14 protein-coding genes are annotated in these 14,381 nt (G+C 69.2%); 6 read left to right on the top strand and 8 right to left on the bottom strand.

Features of this window, described 5'->3' with window-relative positions; translation table 11 throughout:
• Window positions 1–53: 53 nt before the first annotated feature.
• Window positions 54–941, bottom strand: coding sequence for a hypothetical protein (locus tag G5C60_RS43905; RefSeq protein WP_165268669.1), 888 nt, complete (start codon window positions 939–941; stop codon window positions 54–56).
• Window positions 942–1,283: 342 nt separating this feature from the next.
• Between G5C60_RS43905 and G5C60_RS43900 the strand changes: the two genes are divergently transcribed.
• From G5C60_RS43900 to G5C60_RS43890, 3 genes are all read left to right on the top strand, one after another.
• Window positions 1,284–3,257, top strand: a complete 1,974-nt coding sequence (locus G5C60_RS43900; RefSeq protein WP_165268667.1) for a helix-turn-helix domain-containing protein — start codon at window positions 1,284–1,286, stop codon at window positions 3,255–3,257.
• A gap of 361 nt (window positions 3,258–3,618) precedes the next feature.
• Window positions 3,619–3,906, top strand: a complete 288-nt coding sequence (locus G5C60_RS43895) for a hypothetical protein (RefSeq protein ID WP_165268665.1) — start codon at window positions 3,619–3,621, stop codon at window positions 3,904–3,906.
• Entirely contained in the window at window positions 3,903–4,301 is a 399-nt protein-coding gene (locus G5C60_RS43890; protein ID WP_165268663.1) for a hypothetical protein, read from the top strand. The genes G5C60_RS43895 and G5C60_RS43890 overlap by 4 nt, the downstream gene beginning before the upstream one ends.
• A 17-nt stretch (window positions 4,302–4,318) precedes the next feature.
• On the opposite strand, the gene G5C60_RS43885 is transcribed toward G5C60_RS43890, so the two are convergent.
• A complete protein-coding gene (locus tag G5C60_RS43885) occupies window positions 4,319–5,062 on the bottom strand; it encodes an SDR family NAD(P)-dependent oxidoreductase (protein ID WP_165268661.1) in 744 nt (247 codons plus the stop codon).
• Window positions 5,063–5,178: 116 nt separating this feature from the next.
• Between G5C60_RS43885 and G5C60_RS43880 the strand changes: the two genes are divergently transcribed.
• Window positions 5,179–5,739 (top strand): TetR/AcrR family transcriptional regulator, encoded by a 561-nt coding sequence (locus G5C60_RS43880; RefSeq protein ID WP_165268659.1) that lies wholly within the window; start codon window positions 5,179–5,181, stop codon window positions 5,737–5,739.
• A 40-nt stretch (window positions 5,740–5,779) separates the two neighbouring features.
• On the opposite strand, the gene G5C60_RS43875 is transcribed toward G5C60_RS43880, so the two are convergent.
• The 4 genes from G5C60_RS43875 to G5C60_RS43860 all read right to left on the bottom strand — a co-directional run bounded on the left by G5C60_RS43875 (window position 5,780) and on the right by G5C60_RS43860 (window position 9,527).
• Window positions 5,780–7,246 (bottom strand): ATP-binding protein, encoded by a 1,467-nt coding sequence (locus G5C60_RS43875; protein WP_165268657.1) that lies wholly within the window; start codon window positions 7,244–7,246, stop codon window positions 5,780–5,782.
• Complete coding sequence (locus G5C60_RS43870; RefSeq protein WP_165268655.1) at window positions 7,243–7,977, bottom strand: response regulator transcription factor; 735 nt, start codon at window positions 7,975–7,977, stop codon at window positions 7,243–7,245. Before G5C60_RS43870 ends, G5C60_RS43875 begins: the two co-directional genes overlap by 4 nt.
• Window positions 7,978–8,090: 113 nt before the next feature.
• Window positions 8,091–8,312: a hypothetical protein gene (locus G5C60_RS43865; protein ID WP_338146096.1), complete on the bottom strand. Its 222-nt coding sequence runs from the start codon at window positions 8,310–8,312 to the stop codon at window positions 8,091–8,093.
• A gap of 66 nt (window positions 8,313–8,378) precedes the next feature.
• Window positions 8,379–9,527, bottom strand: a complete 1,149-nt coding sequence (locus G5C60_RS43860; protein ID WP_165268653.1) for a S1C family serine protease — start codon at window positions 9,525–9,527, stop codon at window positions 8,379–8,381.
• Between the two features lie 240 nt (window positions 9,528–9,767).
• Here G5C60_RS43860 and G5C60_RS43855 point away from each other — a divergent pair, with 240 nt between their 5' ends.
• Window positions 9,768–11,513: a trypsin-like serine protease gene (locus G5C60_RS43855; protein ID WP_165268651.1), complete on the top strand. Its 1,746-nt coding sequence runs from the start codon at window positions 9,768–9,770 to the stop codon at window positions 11,511–11,513.
• Window positions 11,514–11,630: 117 nt separating this feature from the next.
• On the opposite strand, the gene G5C60_RS43850 is transcribed toward G5C60_RS43855, so the two are convergent.
• Window positions 11,631–12,650, bottom strand: coding sequence for a substrate-binding domain-containing protein (locus tag G5C60_RS43850; protein ID WP_165268649.1), 1,020 nt, complete (start codon window positions 12,648–12,650; stop codon window positions 11,631–11,633).
• Window positions 12,651–12,673: 23 nt separating this feature from the next.
• Window positions 12,674–13,492 carry a winged helix-turn-helix transcriptional regulator gene (locus tag G5C60_RS43845; RefSeq protein WP_165268647.1) on the bottom strand — a complete coding sequence of 273 codons (819 nt, stop codon included), beginning with the start codon at window positions 13,490–13,492 and terminating at the stop codon, window positions 12,674–12,676.
• 245 nt (window positions 13,493–13,737) lie between these two features.
• Here G5C60_RS43845 and G5C60_RS43840 point away from each other — a divergent pair.
• Window positions 13,738–14,381 (top strand): alpha/beta fold hydrolase (locus tag G5C60_RS43840; protein ID WP_165268645.1); only part of this gene is annotated, 644 nt, incomplete at its 3' end.

Below are 14,381 nucleotides of genomic sequence, written 5' to 3'. Positions count from 1 at the left end.
TGCCTCCGCCCGGCCCGGGCGGAGGCACGCCGCTGCGGTGACAGCAGGTCGGCTCAGCTAGCGCAGCTGTCGGGGTCCAGGTTCTCCTGGATCTTGTCCTCGCGCCCGTCAGGCGTCCCGTCGGGGAGGAGCTTGTCGGAGATGCCGTCGATGTAGTAGCCGTGCGAGTAGATCTTCTGCCAGGAGGCGTCACGGCCGCGCCAGGTGGTGGTGCTCTCCCAGCTTTCCTCGTCGTTCGGGTCGCCGGCCTTGTACCAGCTGTAGTTGGTGACGTTGAAGACCGGGTTCACGCGCACCACACGCTGGTACGGCGTCCACGTCGTGGCGACCTGGGCACACGCCGGGATGGACTTCTCGCTGCGGCGCTCGAACGACGAACTCTTCTCCCAGCCCCACTCGTAGCTGAAGCTGCTCTCCGCGCCACCGCCGAAGAGACCCTTGGCGAAGGAGAGGCTGATCGTGGCGCCCACGCTCTTCTTGGCGCTCGTCTTCGTCGTGTAGTTACGGACGAAGGTTTCCTTGTCCTCCGACGTGCCGCGGTTGCCGATCCAGTTGGAGGTCCGGATCGTCTCGCCCTTGATGGACCAGGTCGAGGCCTGCGGGTAGGTGCAGTACCCGCTGAAGTACTCCCAGGGAGCGGTGGGGGAGTGTCCGAGGCGCTCGGACTCGGCATACATCTCGTCGTACGTCCGGAACTGCCCGGTCTCGACGTTGAGGGAGCCGTGGACCCGGCCGTCGTCGTCGGCCTCCTGGCTGCAGAGCCGCTCGATCATGAGGTCCGTGTCGCCGGGGTCGACACCCCGGATGTTGGACGAGCCGTCCGGGCCGCCCGCGGCGGCGTTGGCGGGTCCGGCGGTGGCCGCGAGGCCGGTCACGGCCAGGGCGGTGGACACCGTGACCAGGACGCCCCTCTTCAGCACGGACTTGAGTGCGGATTTCACGTATGTACGCTCCTGCTTGCTCACCGGCACCGGATGACGCCGGTCTTGCCTTACGTGGGGGAAAAGCAGAGCCCGGCGGCGTGGCAGAGGCGGAAACGCCGAGAGATGTGCGGGGGGCCGCCGGTCAAGTGCCAGTGAACCGGACGTACTTCACGGCACCATCACGGTTTCATCAGAGACGTCTCAGAAAAACCGGGGTTGACTGTGAGTGCGTACGCCTCGGATGAGCGCGTACGCCTCGGGCGGGGGTCTGAAGCCGTGTGGCTTCCTGAAGTCGACTCGGAGACAATGACCCTTCGCAAACTTCACTTACGGCCACCGGGCACCTCGAGGGAGGACGTCATGCTCACGCTGGGCGACATGTGCGCGGAGCCTGACTTCTCGCTGCGTATCGTCGACGGGAGCCGGCCGGCCGCCGACCGGGTCGTGGATGCCGTACGGGTGCTGCCGGGGACCTCATGGAACCGTGACCAGCTCGAAGATGTCGGGGACGCGCTTCTGGTGATCTGCCCGGCAGGGGGCGGGCGTTTCGACCGGCAGCGGGGCCACGAAGCGGGCGAGCGGTTGCTGCGCGAGCTGGCGCGGCAGCGGGCCTCGGCCCTCGCCGTGGTCGCCGACCGCCACGGGGCCTCGGCCGTGCCGTCGGCGATACGCGTGTCGGCCGCCCGGCTGAACGTACCGCTGCTGACCACGACGAAGACGCTCGACGAGTGGAGCGCACTGGTCCCGCGCCTGCGCGAGTACCGTCGCCGGCACGCGGAGTGGCAGGCCGAGCAGCTCACCGCCCTGTTGAACCGGCTCCCGGACCGGCTCGCGGACGCGGACGCGGCCGCGATGCAGCGGGTCGCCGACTGGCTGGCGGCGGCTCTGGAGGCGGAGGTGCTGGTCAGTGATCCGCAGCGGGGTGTCCTGGCCGCGTCGCCCACGACGGCGCCTGCGACGTTCGCGCCTCTGCTCGTCGGCCGGAGCGCAGAGCCGTCCGGTGCCGCATCGCCGAACACGAGGTTCGTGCCGCTCGCCGGTGCGGGGTCGGCCACGGTGCTTGCGGTGACCGCACGCCGCTCGTTCGACGATGCCGGAACCGATCTGACGCGGCACGCGGCCAAGGTGCTGGGCCTGATCGACCAGGCCGACCGACGTCACCACCAAGTGGCCGATGCCGAGCGGGAGTTGAAGCTGAGCGTCTTCCAGCTCCTGATGATCGGTGAGGAGGCCGCGGCCCAGCGCGTGATGACTCCGCTCGCACCGGGACTGCTGGACATGGAATCCATGCGGGTGTACGTGATCGACTGCGCGGAGGAGGACCGGGAGATCACCGCCCGGCTCGGTGAACGCGCGGTCGCCGACCATGCGTTGCTGGTGCGATGCCCGGCCTTCAACCACCTGATCGTGATCGACCCGGCGCGTGACGGCGCCCCCGGGAACGCGTACGCCACTTCGGACCTGCCTTCAGGTACTTCAGGTACTACTTCAGGTACTTCGGAGACGGCCGAAGCCCTGCGGCGGATCGTCATCTCGCTGCCCAGCCACCGTATGGGCGGCAGCCGGGTGCACGAGCTGGGCGAGGTCGCGGACGCCTACGAGGAGGCCCGTAACGCCCTCGCGCAGGCGAGCCGGCTGCCCGACCGGGTCGCGCTCGCCGAAGACCGGATGCATCTCGTGGACGTCCTGCCCCCGAAGACGGCACGCCGCTGGGCCGGAACGCTGCTGCACCCCCTGCTGACCCTGCCCATGAGCCGCCGCGATCAGCTGCTGCGCACCCTGGACCTGGGCCTGGAGGTCCGGCACAAGGCGGCCGGCCGCCTGCTGGGCATCCACCGCAACACGGTGACGCACCGCATGAACACCTGCTTCGACCTGCTCGGTCTCGACCGCGACAGCGTCCTGAACCAGATCGTGGTCTCGGCAGCCCTCAAGATCGTCATCGCGCACGGCCACGACGACCTCTCGACCGACCTGGAGGCCGACTTCACGGCGATGGTGTCCACGCCGGAGGTACGGGCCTGGGCGGAGTCGTTCCTGCGCCCGCTGAAGGACGACTCCCGCGACCTGCTGCGCACCCTGCGCGCCTGGCTGGAGAACGACACGCACGTGGAGTCGACGGCCACGGCTCTGGACATCTCCCCCGTGACGGTACGCGCTCACCTCCGCACCGCCGCCCCTCTCATCCAGCGCGAACTCACCTTGGACCTGGACGGCGACACCCTCCCCGACGACGACGAACACGTACTGAGCGGAGTGCGCCCGCTGGCCTTCGCCCTCCACGCCACCACCACCGGCCGCCCGCTCCTGCCGTCCCGCCCTGTGCACGGCTGACGAATGCGCCCCTCCGGTTGTGCGTGAAGGCCGCCGCCCGTGCACCGGGTGGGCGCGACCCCCGGTAACCGTGCACCCGTGACATGGCACGGATCACCGACGATGCCTAACGTGAGCGTCGTTCGTTCCTCTGACGGGGGAGAACGGGGGAACGCATGTCCGGGGCGGGGTGATCTCACTCCGCTCCGGACATACGGTCGATCGGCCGAGCCCAGAGCAGGGGGAGGGCTCGGGCGGTCGGTTCGCCGTGGCCTGATCGGCCTTCGTGAAGGGGTCAAGGGCGACACGAGGGCGAACACCATCGGGTGAAACGGGCGGAAACTAGGGCCGTCGCGGGCTGTGGCGTAGTTATGGTGGAGCCATGGCAGAGAACACGACCATTCAGGTGTCCCGGCAGGCCCGCGACCATCTCGCCCAGGTCGCCAAGGAGCGGGGGATGACCCTGGGACAGCTCGTCGAGGAGCTGGCGGCCCAGCAGCTCACCGCCGACCAGATCGCAGAGCGCGTTGCCGCCACGCGCAAGGTGTTGCGTGAGCGGATGGGGTGCACGCTGACCGACGAGGAGTTCGACCAAGGGCCGGACGTGCTTGCCAACATCTACGCCATGGCCGCCGAGAAGATGCACGCTCAGCGGGGTATGGCCGCGTGATCATTCTCGACACGAGCGCGGTGGTCGCCCTCGCGCGGGGGCACCGTGCTCTACATCACTTCGCCGACAACGTGGCCCACACGCCAGGTGACTGGCTGCACATCCCGGCACTGTGCCTGATGTACGCCGAGTCGGCGGAAAAGGGCGTCGCCGGCGACGTGCTCGCACTCCCGGGTGTCATGGTCGACGCGCTCAGCCAGACGGCGGCGGCGACGGTCGGCGGGATGTTCAGGGAGGGTTACGGCGGACCTGACACCTGTCACACGCTCTACGTAGCGACACCACACCTCGAGACCGGCGGCATGTCGATCATCCTTACGGGGCGGACGGACCACTACCCGCCCGGCATCCTCACGGTCGACATCGACTCCCCCGGCATGCTCGGCTTCCACTGACTTCGCTGAGGCTCAGGTCATGCCTGGACGGTGGGGCGAACGTTGATCTCGCCGATCTCGACGTCGCCGGGCTGCTCGATGGCGAAGGCCACCGCGCGGGCGACCGCCGCCGGAGGGATGCCCATCGCGTCCATGTTCTTGCGCGTCTGTTCGCGGATGCGCGGGTCTGCCATGGAGTCGGCGAGATCGGTGCGGATGTATCCCGGCGAGATGGCTGTCGTGCGCACCACCCCGTCGGTGGACTCCGTGCGCAGTCCCTCGTGGACGGTGCGCACTGCGTTCTTGGTCGCGGCGTAGACAGCCATCGAGGGGGACGCGCCGTTCAGGCCGGCTACGGAGACGATGCTGACCAGGTGGCCCGACCCTTGCTCGCGGAAGACGGGCAGCGCGGCGGCGACGCCGTTGAGCATGCCGCGAAGGTTGACATCGATCATGGCCGACCAGCTTTCGGTGTCGAGGTCGGCCAGTGGGCTGATCGGGGCGATGCCGGCGTTGTTCACCAGTACATCGATACGGCCGTACTGGTCGATGGTGGTGGAGACCATGCGCTGCAGGTCTTGGGCCTTGGTGACGTCGACGACGCATGTGGCAGCCCGGCCCCCCTCCTCCCGGATGTCCTGCGCTATGGCGTCGATGCGCTCGCTGCGGCGCGCTGCGAGGACGACCGCGGCGCCGCGCTGGGCGAGCAGACGGGCCGTGGCTTCACCGATCCCGCCGCTCGCTCCGGTGATGGCGACGATCTTTCCGTGAAGAGAGAGCACTGCTGCCTCCAAGTAAAGTGGACACGTGTCCGCTGTATGGCTCACCCTACCGGACACGTGTCCACTTGTCAGAGGCGGAACATGAGGCGGAACATGCGGAGCATCAGGAGAGGCCTATGAACCCGTCGGCACGCCGTCCGGATGCGGTGCAGAATCGGACACGCATCGTCGAGGCCGCCCGCGCGGCCCTCGCCGAGTCCGACCACGTCCACCTCAACGAGATCGCCAAGCGCGCCGGCGTAGGACAGGGAACGCTCTACCGGAACTTTCCCAACCGCGAAGCGCTCCTCGCCGAGGTCTACCGGCGCGACGTCGAAGAACTCGTGACCGCCGCCTCCGCTCTGCTGGCGGAACACGAGCCCGTGGAAGCCTTGCGTCACTGGCTCGACCGAGTGATCGACTACGCCGAGATCAAGTACGGCGTCCTGGCAGCGCTCGAGCCGGCGGCATGGCAGGACCTTGTCACCCACAGCCAGAACCCCATCGAAAGCGCCCTCGGTCACCTGCTGGACGCCGGGAAAGCAGCAGGTTCCATCCGCACGGACGTGGACGCCCACGGGGTCCTCCTGCTCATCGCCTACCTCGGCCGGCTGGACCGGGATGAGTGGGAATCAACCGCACGGCCTCTGATGAACGTCGTCCTCGACGGCCTTCGCCGACAAGACGCGGACCGGTGACAGAACCATCCCCGCCTGTTCGAGTCTGCCGCCGTGTTGATCACGGCAGCTCCGGCGGAGGCGTAGGCGCCCCCGGCAGCCGTATCGTCGCCACCGTTCCGCCGCCCTCCGCCGGCGTCAACGACACCTCGCCGCCCGCCTGTTGGACCGTGCGCGCCACGATCGACAGGCCCAGGCCCGAGCCGGGCAGGGCGCGGGCCGACGGGGAGCGCCAGAAGCGGTCGAAGACGTGGGGGAGTTCCTCCGTCGGGATGCCGGGGCCGTGGTCGCGGACCGTCAGTTCGCCGGCCTTGAGGGTTACGTCGATGGTGGCGCCGTCCGGGCTGAACTTCACCGCGTTGTCCAGGACGTTCACGATCGCCCGTTCCAGCGCGGTCGGTTCGGCGCGTACGTACCAGGGTTGGAGGTCCGCCGTGATCGTCAGTTCCGGGCCGCGCAGGCGGGCGCGGCGCAGAGCCGACTCCACGGTGTCCTGGAGGTCCACCACCTGGACGCGATCGCCGTGCTGGCCCGAATCCGAACGGGACAGTTCCTGCAAGTCGCCGATCAGGGACGCCAGTTCGGTCATCTGGGCTTTGACGGAAGCCAAGAGCGCCTTGCGGTCCTCCGGCGGGATCGCCCGGCCCGTCTCCTCGCTGCGGGTGAGGAGTTCGATGTTCGTACGGAGGGACGTGAGGGGCGTACGCAGTTCATGGCCCGCGTCCGCGATCAGTTGCTGTTGCAGGTCCCGGGAGGAAGCCAGGGACGCGGTCATCGAGTTGAACGAGCGGGAGAGGCGCGCGATCTCGTCCTCGCTCTCGTCCTCCACCGGGATGCGGATGGTGAGGTCTTCGGTCCGGGCCACGTGTTCTACGGCTTCGGTGAGATTGTCGACGGGGCGAAGGCCCGCCCGGGCGACCCACAGGCCGGTGACTCCGGCACCCACGACTCCGACTCCCGAGACGGCGAGGAGGAGCAGGGCCAGTTCGTTGAGGGTGGACTCGGTGCTCTTGAGGGGGTAGGCGATGAGGAGGGCGGTGTCGTCGGACAGAGTCTGGGTGCCGGGACCCAGCGAGACGACCAGGGGCACGGTCAGCACCCGCACCGGGCTGCCTTCGCTGTCCGTACCGTTGCGGAACCGCCCCTTGCGGGACTCCGCGTTCTCGATGACGTCGGTGTCGCTGCCGGTGACCTTCACCGTGCCCACGGACTCCGGGTCGACGCAGGGCGTACCGTCCGATTTGACCAACTGGGCGTAGTAGTCGCGCGGACGGAAACCGTCCGGGCCCGTCGGCGTATCGGTGCAGTTGCCGATGAGCGCCTGGACGGTGGCGTACTGCTGCGGCTTGGCCTTCGACTGCAAATCGTCGTCCAGCTCGTCATACAGCTTCCCCTGCACAATGAACCAGCAAGCCACCGAAACCGCCGCCACCGCGAACGCCACCGCCGCCGCCACCAGCAGCGCCAGGCGCGAGCGAATCGGCAGCGACCGGACGCGCCGTACGAACCTTGCCGTGCCCTTCTTCACTCCGCGCCACCTGATCGCAACACATACCCGACACCCCGCACTGTGTGCACGAGACGCGGTTCGCCGCCCGCCTCGGTCTTCCGGCGCAGGTACATGACGTACACGTCAAGGGAGTTGGAGGAGGGCTCGAAGTCGAAACCCCAGACCGCCTTCAGGATCTGCTCGCGGGTGAGGACCTGGCGCGGATGCGCCATGAACATCTCCAGCAGGGTGAATTCCGTGCGGGTGAGCTCCACCTGCCGCCCGCCCCGCGTGACCTCGCGCGTGGCGAGGTCCATACGGAGGTCGGCGAAGGTCATCGCCTCGTCGTCCTGGGTCGCGCCGGCGACGGACGCCGCGTACGAGCTGCGGCGCAGGAGGGCGCGGATACGGGCGAAGAGCTCGTCGAGTTCGAAGGGCTTGACCAGGTAGTCGTCGGCGCCCGCGTCGAGCCCGGTCACGCGGTCGCCGACGGTGTCGCGGGCGGTGAGCATGAGGATGGGCGTGGTGGTGCCCGCGCCGCGCATCCGGCGGGCGGCGGTCAGGCCGTCCATTCGCGGCATCTGGATGTCGAGGACCACCAGGTCGGGCTGGTACGCGGTCGCCTTCTCCAGGGCGTCCGCGCCGTCGACTGCGACCTCGGTGTCGTACCCCTCGAAGGCGAGGCTGCGCTGGAGTGCTTCGCGCACCGCGGGCTCGTCGTCGACGATCAGGATGCGCTGGGTGTCACGGTCGCCTTCGGCGGAGCTCATCGGAGTTCGTTCCTCGGGTGAGATGGGTGGTGGGGTCCTCTTCGGGCCGCCTTCAGCCTCGCACGTTTCCGGGAACGTTTGCGGCGTCGTGCGGAGCAACCTCGTAAAGGGGATCAACCCCGTACGGTACGGCGGCGGGCCGACCCCCTGCGCGCGGGCCGGACGGCTGCGGGCGCCGCGGCGGCCACCTCGGGTGCCCGCGCCACCGGCGGGTGCAGCGCGCGGGCCACGTCGAGGGCCAGGGCGAAGCCGGCCGGGTCGTCGCCGGCGTCCGGCCCGTCGCCGTGCGACACCTGCTTGATCGATACGTTCTTGATCGATACGTGCTTGATCACGGCGACCTCCAAGGTCGTTTCCAAGGCCGTTGTCCGGGCCGTTTCCAAGGCTGTTTGAGGAGCGGCTCAGTTGTCCGAGCCGCCGGCGCGCAGCGTGCTCAGGTCGGACTTGACGGTGTTGATCGGGATGGAGAAGCCGAGACCGGCGCTGCCGGCACCCGACGAGGTGGCCGAAGCCGGTGAGTACATCGCGGAGTTGATGCCGATGATGTTGCCGTTCATGTCGATCAGCGCGCCGCCGGAGTTGCCGGGGTTGAGGGAGGCGTCCGTCTGGAGCGCCTTGTACGTCGTCGTCGACGAACCGGTGTCGCCGTTGAACTCCTGGCCGCCGAAGCCGAACGGCCACTGGCCGTTGCCGCCGCCCTGGCCCTGGCCCTGGTCCTGGTCCTCCGTGGAGACCGTGACGTCACGGTCGAGCGCGGAGACGATGCCGCTGGTGACGGTGCCGGTCAGGCCCTCGGGGGAGCCGATCGCCACGACCTGGTCACCGACCTTGACGCCGTCGGAGTTGCCGAGCGTCGCGGCCTTCAGTCCGGAGGCGTCCTCCAGCTTGATCAGCGCGAGGTCCTTCTTGCTGTCGGTGCCGACGACCTTCGCGGAGTACGACTTGCCGTTGCTCGTCGTCACCTTGATCGAGTCGGCGCCGGAGACGACATGGTTGTTGGTGATGATCTCGCCGTCGCTGGTGATGATCACGCCGGAACCGGTGGACTCGCCCACCGCCGAGGTCGCGTTGATCTCGACGATGCTCGGGCTCACCGCCTCGGCGACCCCGGCGACGGTGCCCTTCTGGCTGGTGGGCACGACGCTCGTGGTGGTACTGCTCGCCGCGGCCGTGTCGCTGCCGGCCAGCTCCTGGAAGGCGTACGCCGTGCCACCGCCCACGGCCGCGGCGGCTATCGCCACGGCGGCCAGCAGCGCCATCGGACCGCGGGCGCGCCGGCGGCGGGCGGTGGCGGAGGAGGGGGAGACCGGCTCGGAGAGGAGAGCGGTCGGGGCGGCCGACTGGCCCGTACCTTGCTCCGGGCCGTGCGTCGACGCCGGGTCGTGCATCGGCTCGGGCGTCGGCTCGTACGCCGGCGGAGGCGGCCATTCCGGATTCACGGGGGAGCTCGCGGGAGGGCCCGCGAAGGTGGCGTGCTCCTGCTGGGAGTACGCGGACTGCTGCTGTTCGCCCTGGGGGTACTCGCCGTCGCGGCGGAAGCTCTCGGTCATGACTCAGAGCTTGGCGCGCCCGGATGAGAGCTCCCTGAGTGCTCCCTGAGAAGCCCGACAGAAGCGCGTATGCCCGATATAAAGCCGCTGGGGCGGTGAAACACGGGGTTGCGGCATGGTGTTGTGACGGAAGCGGCGGACGAACACTTGTCGGCCTGCTGTGAAGCCAGTGTGCAGACGGGACGACGTAGCGCAATCTTGGTGGGTTCACGACACACCACCACTCTCAGGAGCCCTGAGTTGACAACTGCCCTGCGCGGCCGCCGAAGATCGTCCCTGGCGGCGGCCGTTCTCGCGCTGGCGCTGAGCTGCGCCGGCGTCCTGGCGGCACAGCCCGCGACCGCGGCCGACGGACCGGCCGCCCTGCCCGACCCGGGCATTCAGCAGGAGGCTCTCGCGCCCACCGCCTCCGAGGCAGAGCTGCGCGACCGCGTCGTCGAGGCCGCCGAGGACCAGGCGATACCGGCCACCGACGCCCCCAAGAAGACCCCGTTCATCATCGGCGGCACCGAGACGACCATCGACAGCGCCCCGTGGATGGTCCAGCTCGCGTACTACGACGAGGCCGCCGGACAGAGCTACTTCTGCGGCGGCACCCTCGTCGCCCCGAGCAAGGTCCTCACCGCCGCCCACTGCGTGGCGGGCCTGGACTGGACCGCCAACGGCGCCGTGATCGCGGGCGCCACCGACCTGTACGACGCGACGAACGGGACGGTCGCAGGCGTCTGGCAGCAGTGGAGCCACCCCAAGTACAACGAAGCCACCATCCAGAACGACGTCGCGGTCCTCACCCTCGACCGCCCGCTGGACCGGCAGTGGCTGCGCCTGGCCGCGTCCAACGACAGCGCGCTCTACACGCCCGGCACCACCGGCACCGTCTACGGCTGGGGCCTGACCTCCGGTGGCGAGAACGCCGAGCTGTCGGCGAAGCTGCGCAAGGCCACGCTGCCGATGGTCGCGGACTCGACATGCAACAGCGCGATGCAGTCCGTCCTCGGTAAGGACGCCTTCATCGAGGGCTCGATGGCCTGCGCGGGCACCCCGGCGACCGGCACCGACGAGGGCACGAACAGCCCCTGCAACGGCGACTCCGGCGGCCCCCTGGTCGTCGGCGGCAAGGTCGTCGGCATCGTCTCCTGGGGCGTCGCGGGCTGCACGGCCGCGGGCGCGTACCCGGTGTTCACCAAGGTGTCCTCGTACACCTGGGCCGCCCAGCCGCGCATCGACGACACGGACCTGACGTACGACGGCCGCGCCGATCTGCTGGCCCGTACGCCCTCCGGCAACCTGTTCCAGCAGGACAGCAACGGCACCTCTCTCACGCAGCGCGCCTACGTGGGCAACGCCTGGGAGAACGCGAGCTGGGTCCTTCAGGCCGACCTGGACCGCGACTGGTTCCAGGACCTGATCCAGCGGGACAGCTACGACGGCAAGCTGTACCGCCGCTATCTGGACCACTCCACCCAGGAGTGGACGTGGACGCAGAACACCACGGTCTGGGGCGGCTACAACTCGTACGCCATCCCCGGCGACCTGACCGGTGACGCCCGCCCCGACCTGGTCACGGTGGACGCGGACGGCTCGACGTACCTGTACCCGGGCCGGGGCGACGGCGAGTTCAACGGCAAGATCAAGGTCGTCGACGGCGCCTGGAAGGGCGCGAAGGTCATGGGCCGCGGCGACCTGTCCGGAGACGGCAAGGCCGACCTGCTGGTCCGCTCCGCGGACAACACCCTGTGGCTCTACCGGGGCACCGGCAACCAGTCGGCCCCGTGGGCGGCCCGCATCGAGGCACGTACGGGCTGGAGCTTCACCTCGTTCGTCACCAACGGCGACGTGTCCGGTGACGGCATCGCCGACGTCATGGCCCGCGACTCCAGCGGCACACTGTGGCTCTACCGGGGCACGGGCAAGGCGTCCACGGACCTCTTCACATCCCGCGTGAGCCTGGGCACGGACTTCAACCAGTACAACCTGCTGTTCTGAGGACGCGTGTCCCCGTGCCCTCGTAAGGGGGCGCGGGGACGTGCCCCTTCAGGGGCGCGGGGAACTGCGCGACCAGCCACAACGGACCCGCAGCCAAATAAACAGCCCCCAGCGGAGCTACTCGCAGCCGCAGGACCGCCGCACAACCAACCGCACCGGAAACAGCTTCAGACGCTCCCGGCGGGAGCCAACCCGCAGCCCGTCGTCAAGCACAAGATCGACCGCCGCACGGGCCATCGCCGACCGGTCGGAGGCAACCGTGGTCATCGGCGGATCGGTCAGCGCCGCTTCCTTGATGTCGTCGAAGCCGGCGACAGCCAGCTCACCCGGCACATCGATACGCAGCTCGCGCGCCGCCCGCATGATGCCGACCGCCTGGTCGTCGGTGGAGCAGAAGATCGCGGGCGGCCGGTTCGGCCCGGCCAGCAGCTTCAGGCCGACCTGGTAGGCGTCGTACCGGCTGTAGAGCGCCTCGAAGAGGCGACCCTCCGTGGACTTCCCGGCCTCGTGCATCGCACGCCGCCAGCCCTCCACGTGGTCGGAGACCGGGTCGCCGACGGTGGGGGTCTCCGCGACGCCGCCCAGACAGGCGACGTACTCGTAACCGTGCTCCAGGAGGTGGCTGGTGGCGAGGTGCGCACCGCCTATGTCGTCCGTCACGACCGCGACGTCGTCGATCGCCTCGGGCCGCGCGTGCATCAGCACGACCCGGGCGTCCCAGGCCTCGATCTCGGCGGCGGCCAGATCGTTCAGGGAGGTGCTGACGAGGATCAGCCCGGAGACCCGCATACCGAGAAAGGCCCGCAGATAGTGGACCTCGCGCTCGCCGACGTAGTCGGAGTTGCCGACGAGCACCATCTTTCCGCGCTCGGACGCGGCCTGTTCGACCGCGTGCGCCATCTCGCCGAAGAACGGCTGGCGCGCGTCCGGCACGATCAGGCCTATGAGGTCCGTCCGCCGCGAGGCCATGGCCTGGGCGACCCGATCCGGCCGGTACCCCAGCTCCTTGATCGCGGCGAGGACACGCTCGCGCGTGGCCGGGGCGACCGGCCGGGGTCCGTTGTTGATGACATAGCTGACGACGGCGGTGGAAGTCCCCGCCAGTCGCGCCACATCATCCCGAGTCACCTTGGCCACGCGCGGAGTCTACGCGGATGGACCTACCTCTGGGCAGGGCGTACGGCGGCTTCCTCGCCCTCCGTCGTGAGCCCGGCGTCCGAGGCGGCGTCCAGGTGCGCCGTCTCGTCCGCATCCTCCGGCTTTGGCGGGGCCACCTCGGCCTTCGCCTCGGTCGAGGAGCGGTCCAGCTTCTCCGGCGTAACGAATCGATAACCGACGTTCCGGACGGTCCCGATCAGCGACTCGTGCTCAGGTCCGAGCTTCGCCCGCAGCCGCCGGACGTGGACGTCCACCGTCCGCGTACCGCCGAAGTAGTCGTAGCCCCAGACCTCCTGGAGCAGCTGAGCACGCGTGAAGACGCGGCCCGGGTGCTGCGCGAGGTACTTGAGGAGCTCGAACTCCTTGAAGGTCAGGTCCAGGACCCGACCCTTGAGCTTGGCGCTGTAGGTCGCCTCGTCCACCGACAGATCGCCGTTGCGGATCTCCATCGGGGAGTCGTCGTTGACGATCTGCTGGCGGCCCATGGCCAGCCGCAGTCGCGCCTCGACCTCCGCCGGACCGGCGGTGTCGAGCAGTACGTCATCGATGCCCCAGTCGGCGGTGACGGCCGCGAGGCCGCCCTCCGTCACGACGAGGATCAGCGGACAGCCGGGACCGGTGGACCGCAGCAGCTGGCACAGGCTGCGCACCTGCGGCAGATCGCGGCGGCCGTCGATCAGGATGATGTCGGCACCAGGGGTGTCGACGAGGGCGGGGCCTTCCGCCGGAGCCACTCGCACGTTGTGCAGAAGCAGGCCGAGAGCGGGAAGCACCTCCGTCGACGGCTGAAGGGCATTGGTCAGGAGCAGCAGAGAGCTCATCGCATCCCACCTACCCGGGTCGTCCTACGGTCGTGCATGATTCGCTCGCCCATACGTCTGGTTCCTCCTCGGTCCCTGCGAGGACGTTTGCGGCACTGCTTCCATACTGTTGCGGCTCCCGCGCCCCTGGGCTCCGCAGCTGCGCTTTCCTGCCGTATACAGCGTTCGTATACAACGCTCCAGAAAGCGCAAAAGGACCCGGGGGCTACGCTGCCCGAGTCCTCATGCCCAGCAGAATAGCCCACATGAACCAAGGTCCGGCAGGTCGTGTGACGCGATCTTTTAATCGTCCACTACCTGAGACGGCCCCGCGAGCCGAGCGGCGGAGGTTTCTGCGCACGGTCGACGGGGTCACGATCGATGCAGCGTACGAGCCCGGAAGGCGCACTTCCGGCACCGTTTCCGATGAACTCGTGATCGTCGTCGCGCACGGGTTCACCGGGGATCTCGACCGCCCTCACGTGCGTCGAGTGGCGGATGCCCTGGCGCAGTACGCGGCCGTGGTCACGTTCTCCTTCCGGGGGCACGGAGCCTCCGGCGGGCGTTCCACGGTGGGCGACCGGGAGGTGCTCGACCTGGCGGCGGCGGTCGCGTGGGCACGAGAGCTCGGCCACACGCGCGTGGCCACGGTCGGCTTCTCGATGGGCGGGTCCGTGGTACTGCGGCACGCGGCGACGCACCGCCGGGGTGCCGATCAGAAGCACGAAGGGCGCACGGGAGCGTATACGGACGCCGTGGTTTCGGTGAGCGCCCCCGCTCGCTGGTACTACCGGGGTACGGCCCCTATGCGGCGCCTGCACTGGGTGGTAACCCGCCCGCTGGGCCGCACGATCAGCCGCTACGGCCTGCGCACCCGTATCCACCACCGCGAGTGGGACCCCGTCCCGCC

Origin of the sequence: Streptomyces scabichelini (assembly GCF_011045015.1) — a bacterium.
Lineage (GTDB): Bacteria > Actinomycetota > Actinomycetes > Streptomycetales > Streptomycetaceae > Streptomyces > Streptomyces scabichelini.
The sequence above is the reverse complement of the archived record's forward strand: the minus strand, read 5'-3'. Positions and strand labels throughout refer to the sequence as shown.

What these genes read in the sequence shown, in the direction of transcription:
- G5C60_RS43860 (WP_165268653.1), bottom strand. Translation starts at nt 9,527, where the DNA reads ATGACCGAGAGCTTCCGCCGCGACGGCGAGTACCCCCAGGGCGAACAG.
- G5C60_RS43845 (WP_165268647.1), bottom strand. Translation starts at nt 13,492, where the DNA reads ATGAGCTCTCTGCTGCTCCTGACCAATGCCCTTCAGCCGTCGACGGAG.
- G5C60_RS43900 (WP_165268667.1), top strand. Translation starts at nt 1,284, where the DNA reads ATGCTCACGCTGGGCGACATGTGCGCGGAGCCTGACTTCTCGCTGCGT.
- G5C60_RS43895 (WP_165268665.1), top strand. Translation starts at nt 3,619, where the DNA reads ATGGCAGAGAACACGACCATTCAGGTGTCCCGGCAGGCCCGCGACCAT.
- G5C60_RS43880 (WP_165268659.1), top strand. Translation starts at nt 5,179, where the DNA reads ATGAACCCGTCGGCACGCCGTCCGGATGCGGTGCAGAATCGGACACGC.
- G5C60_RS43870 (WP_165268655.1), bottom strand. Translation starts at nt 7,977, where the DNA reads ATGAGCTCCGCCGAAGGCGACCGTGACACCCAGCGCATCCTGATCGTC.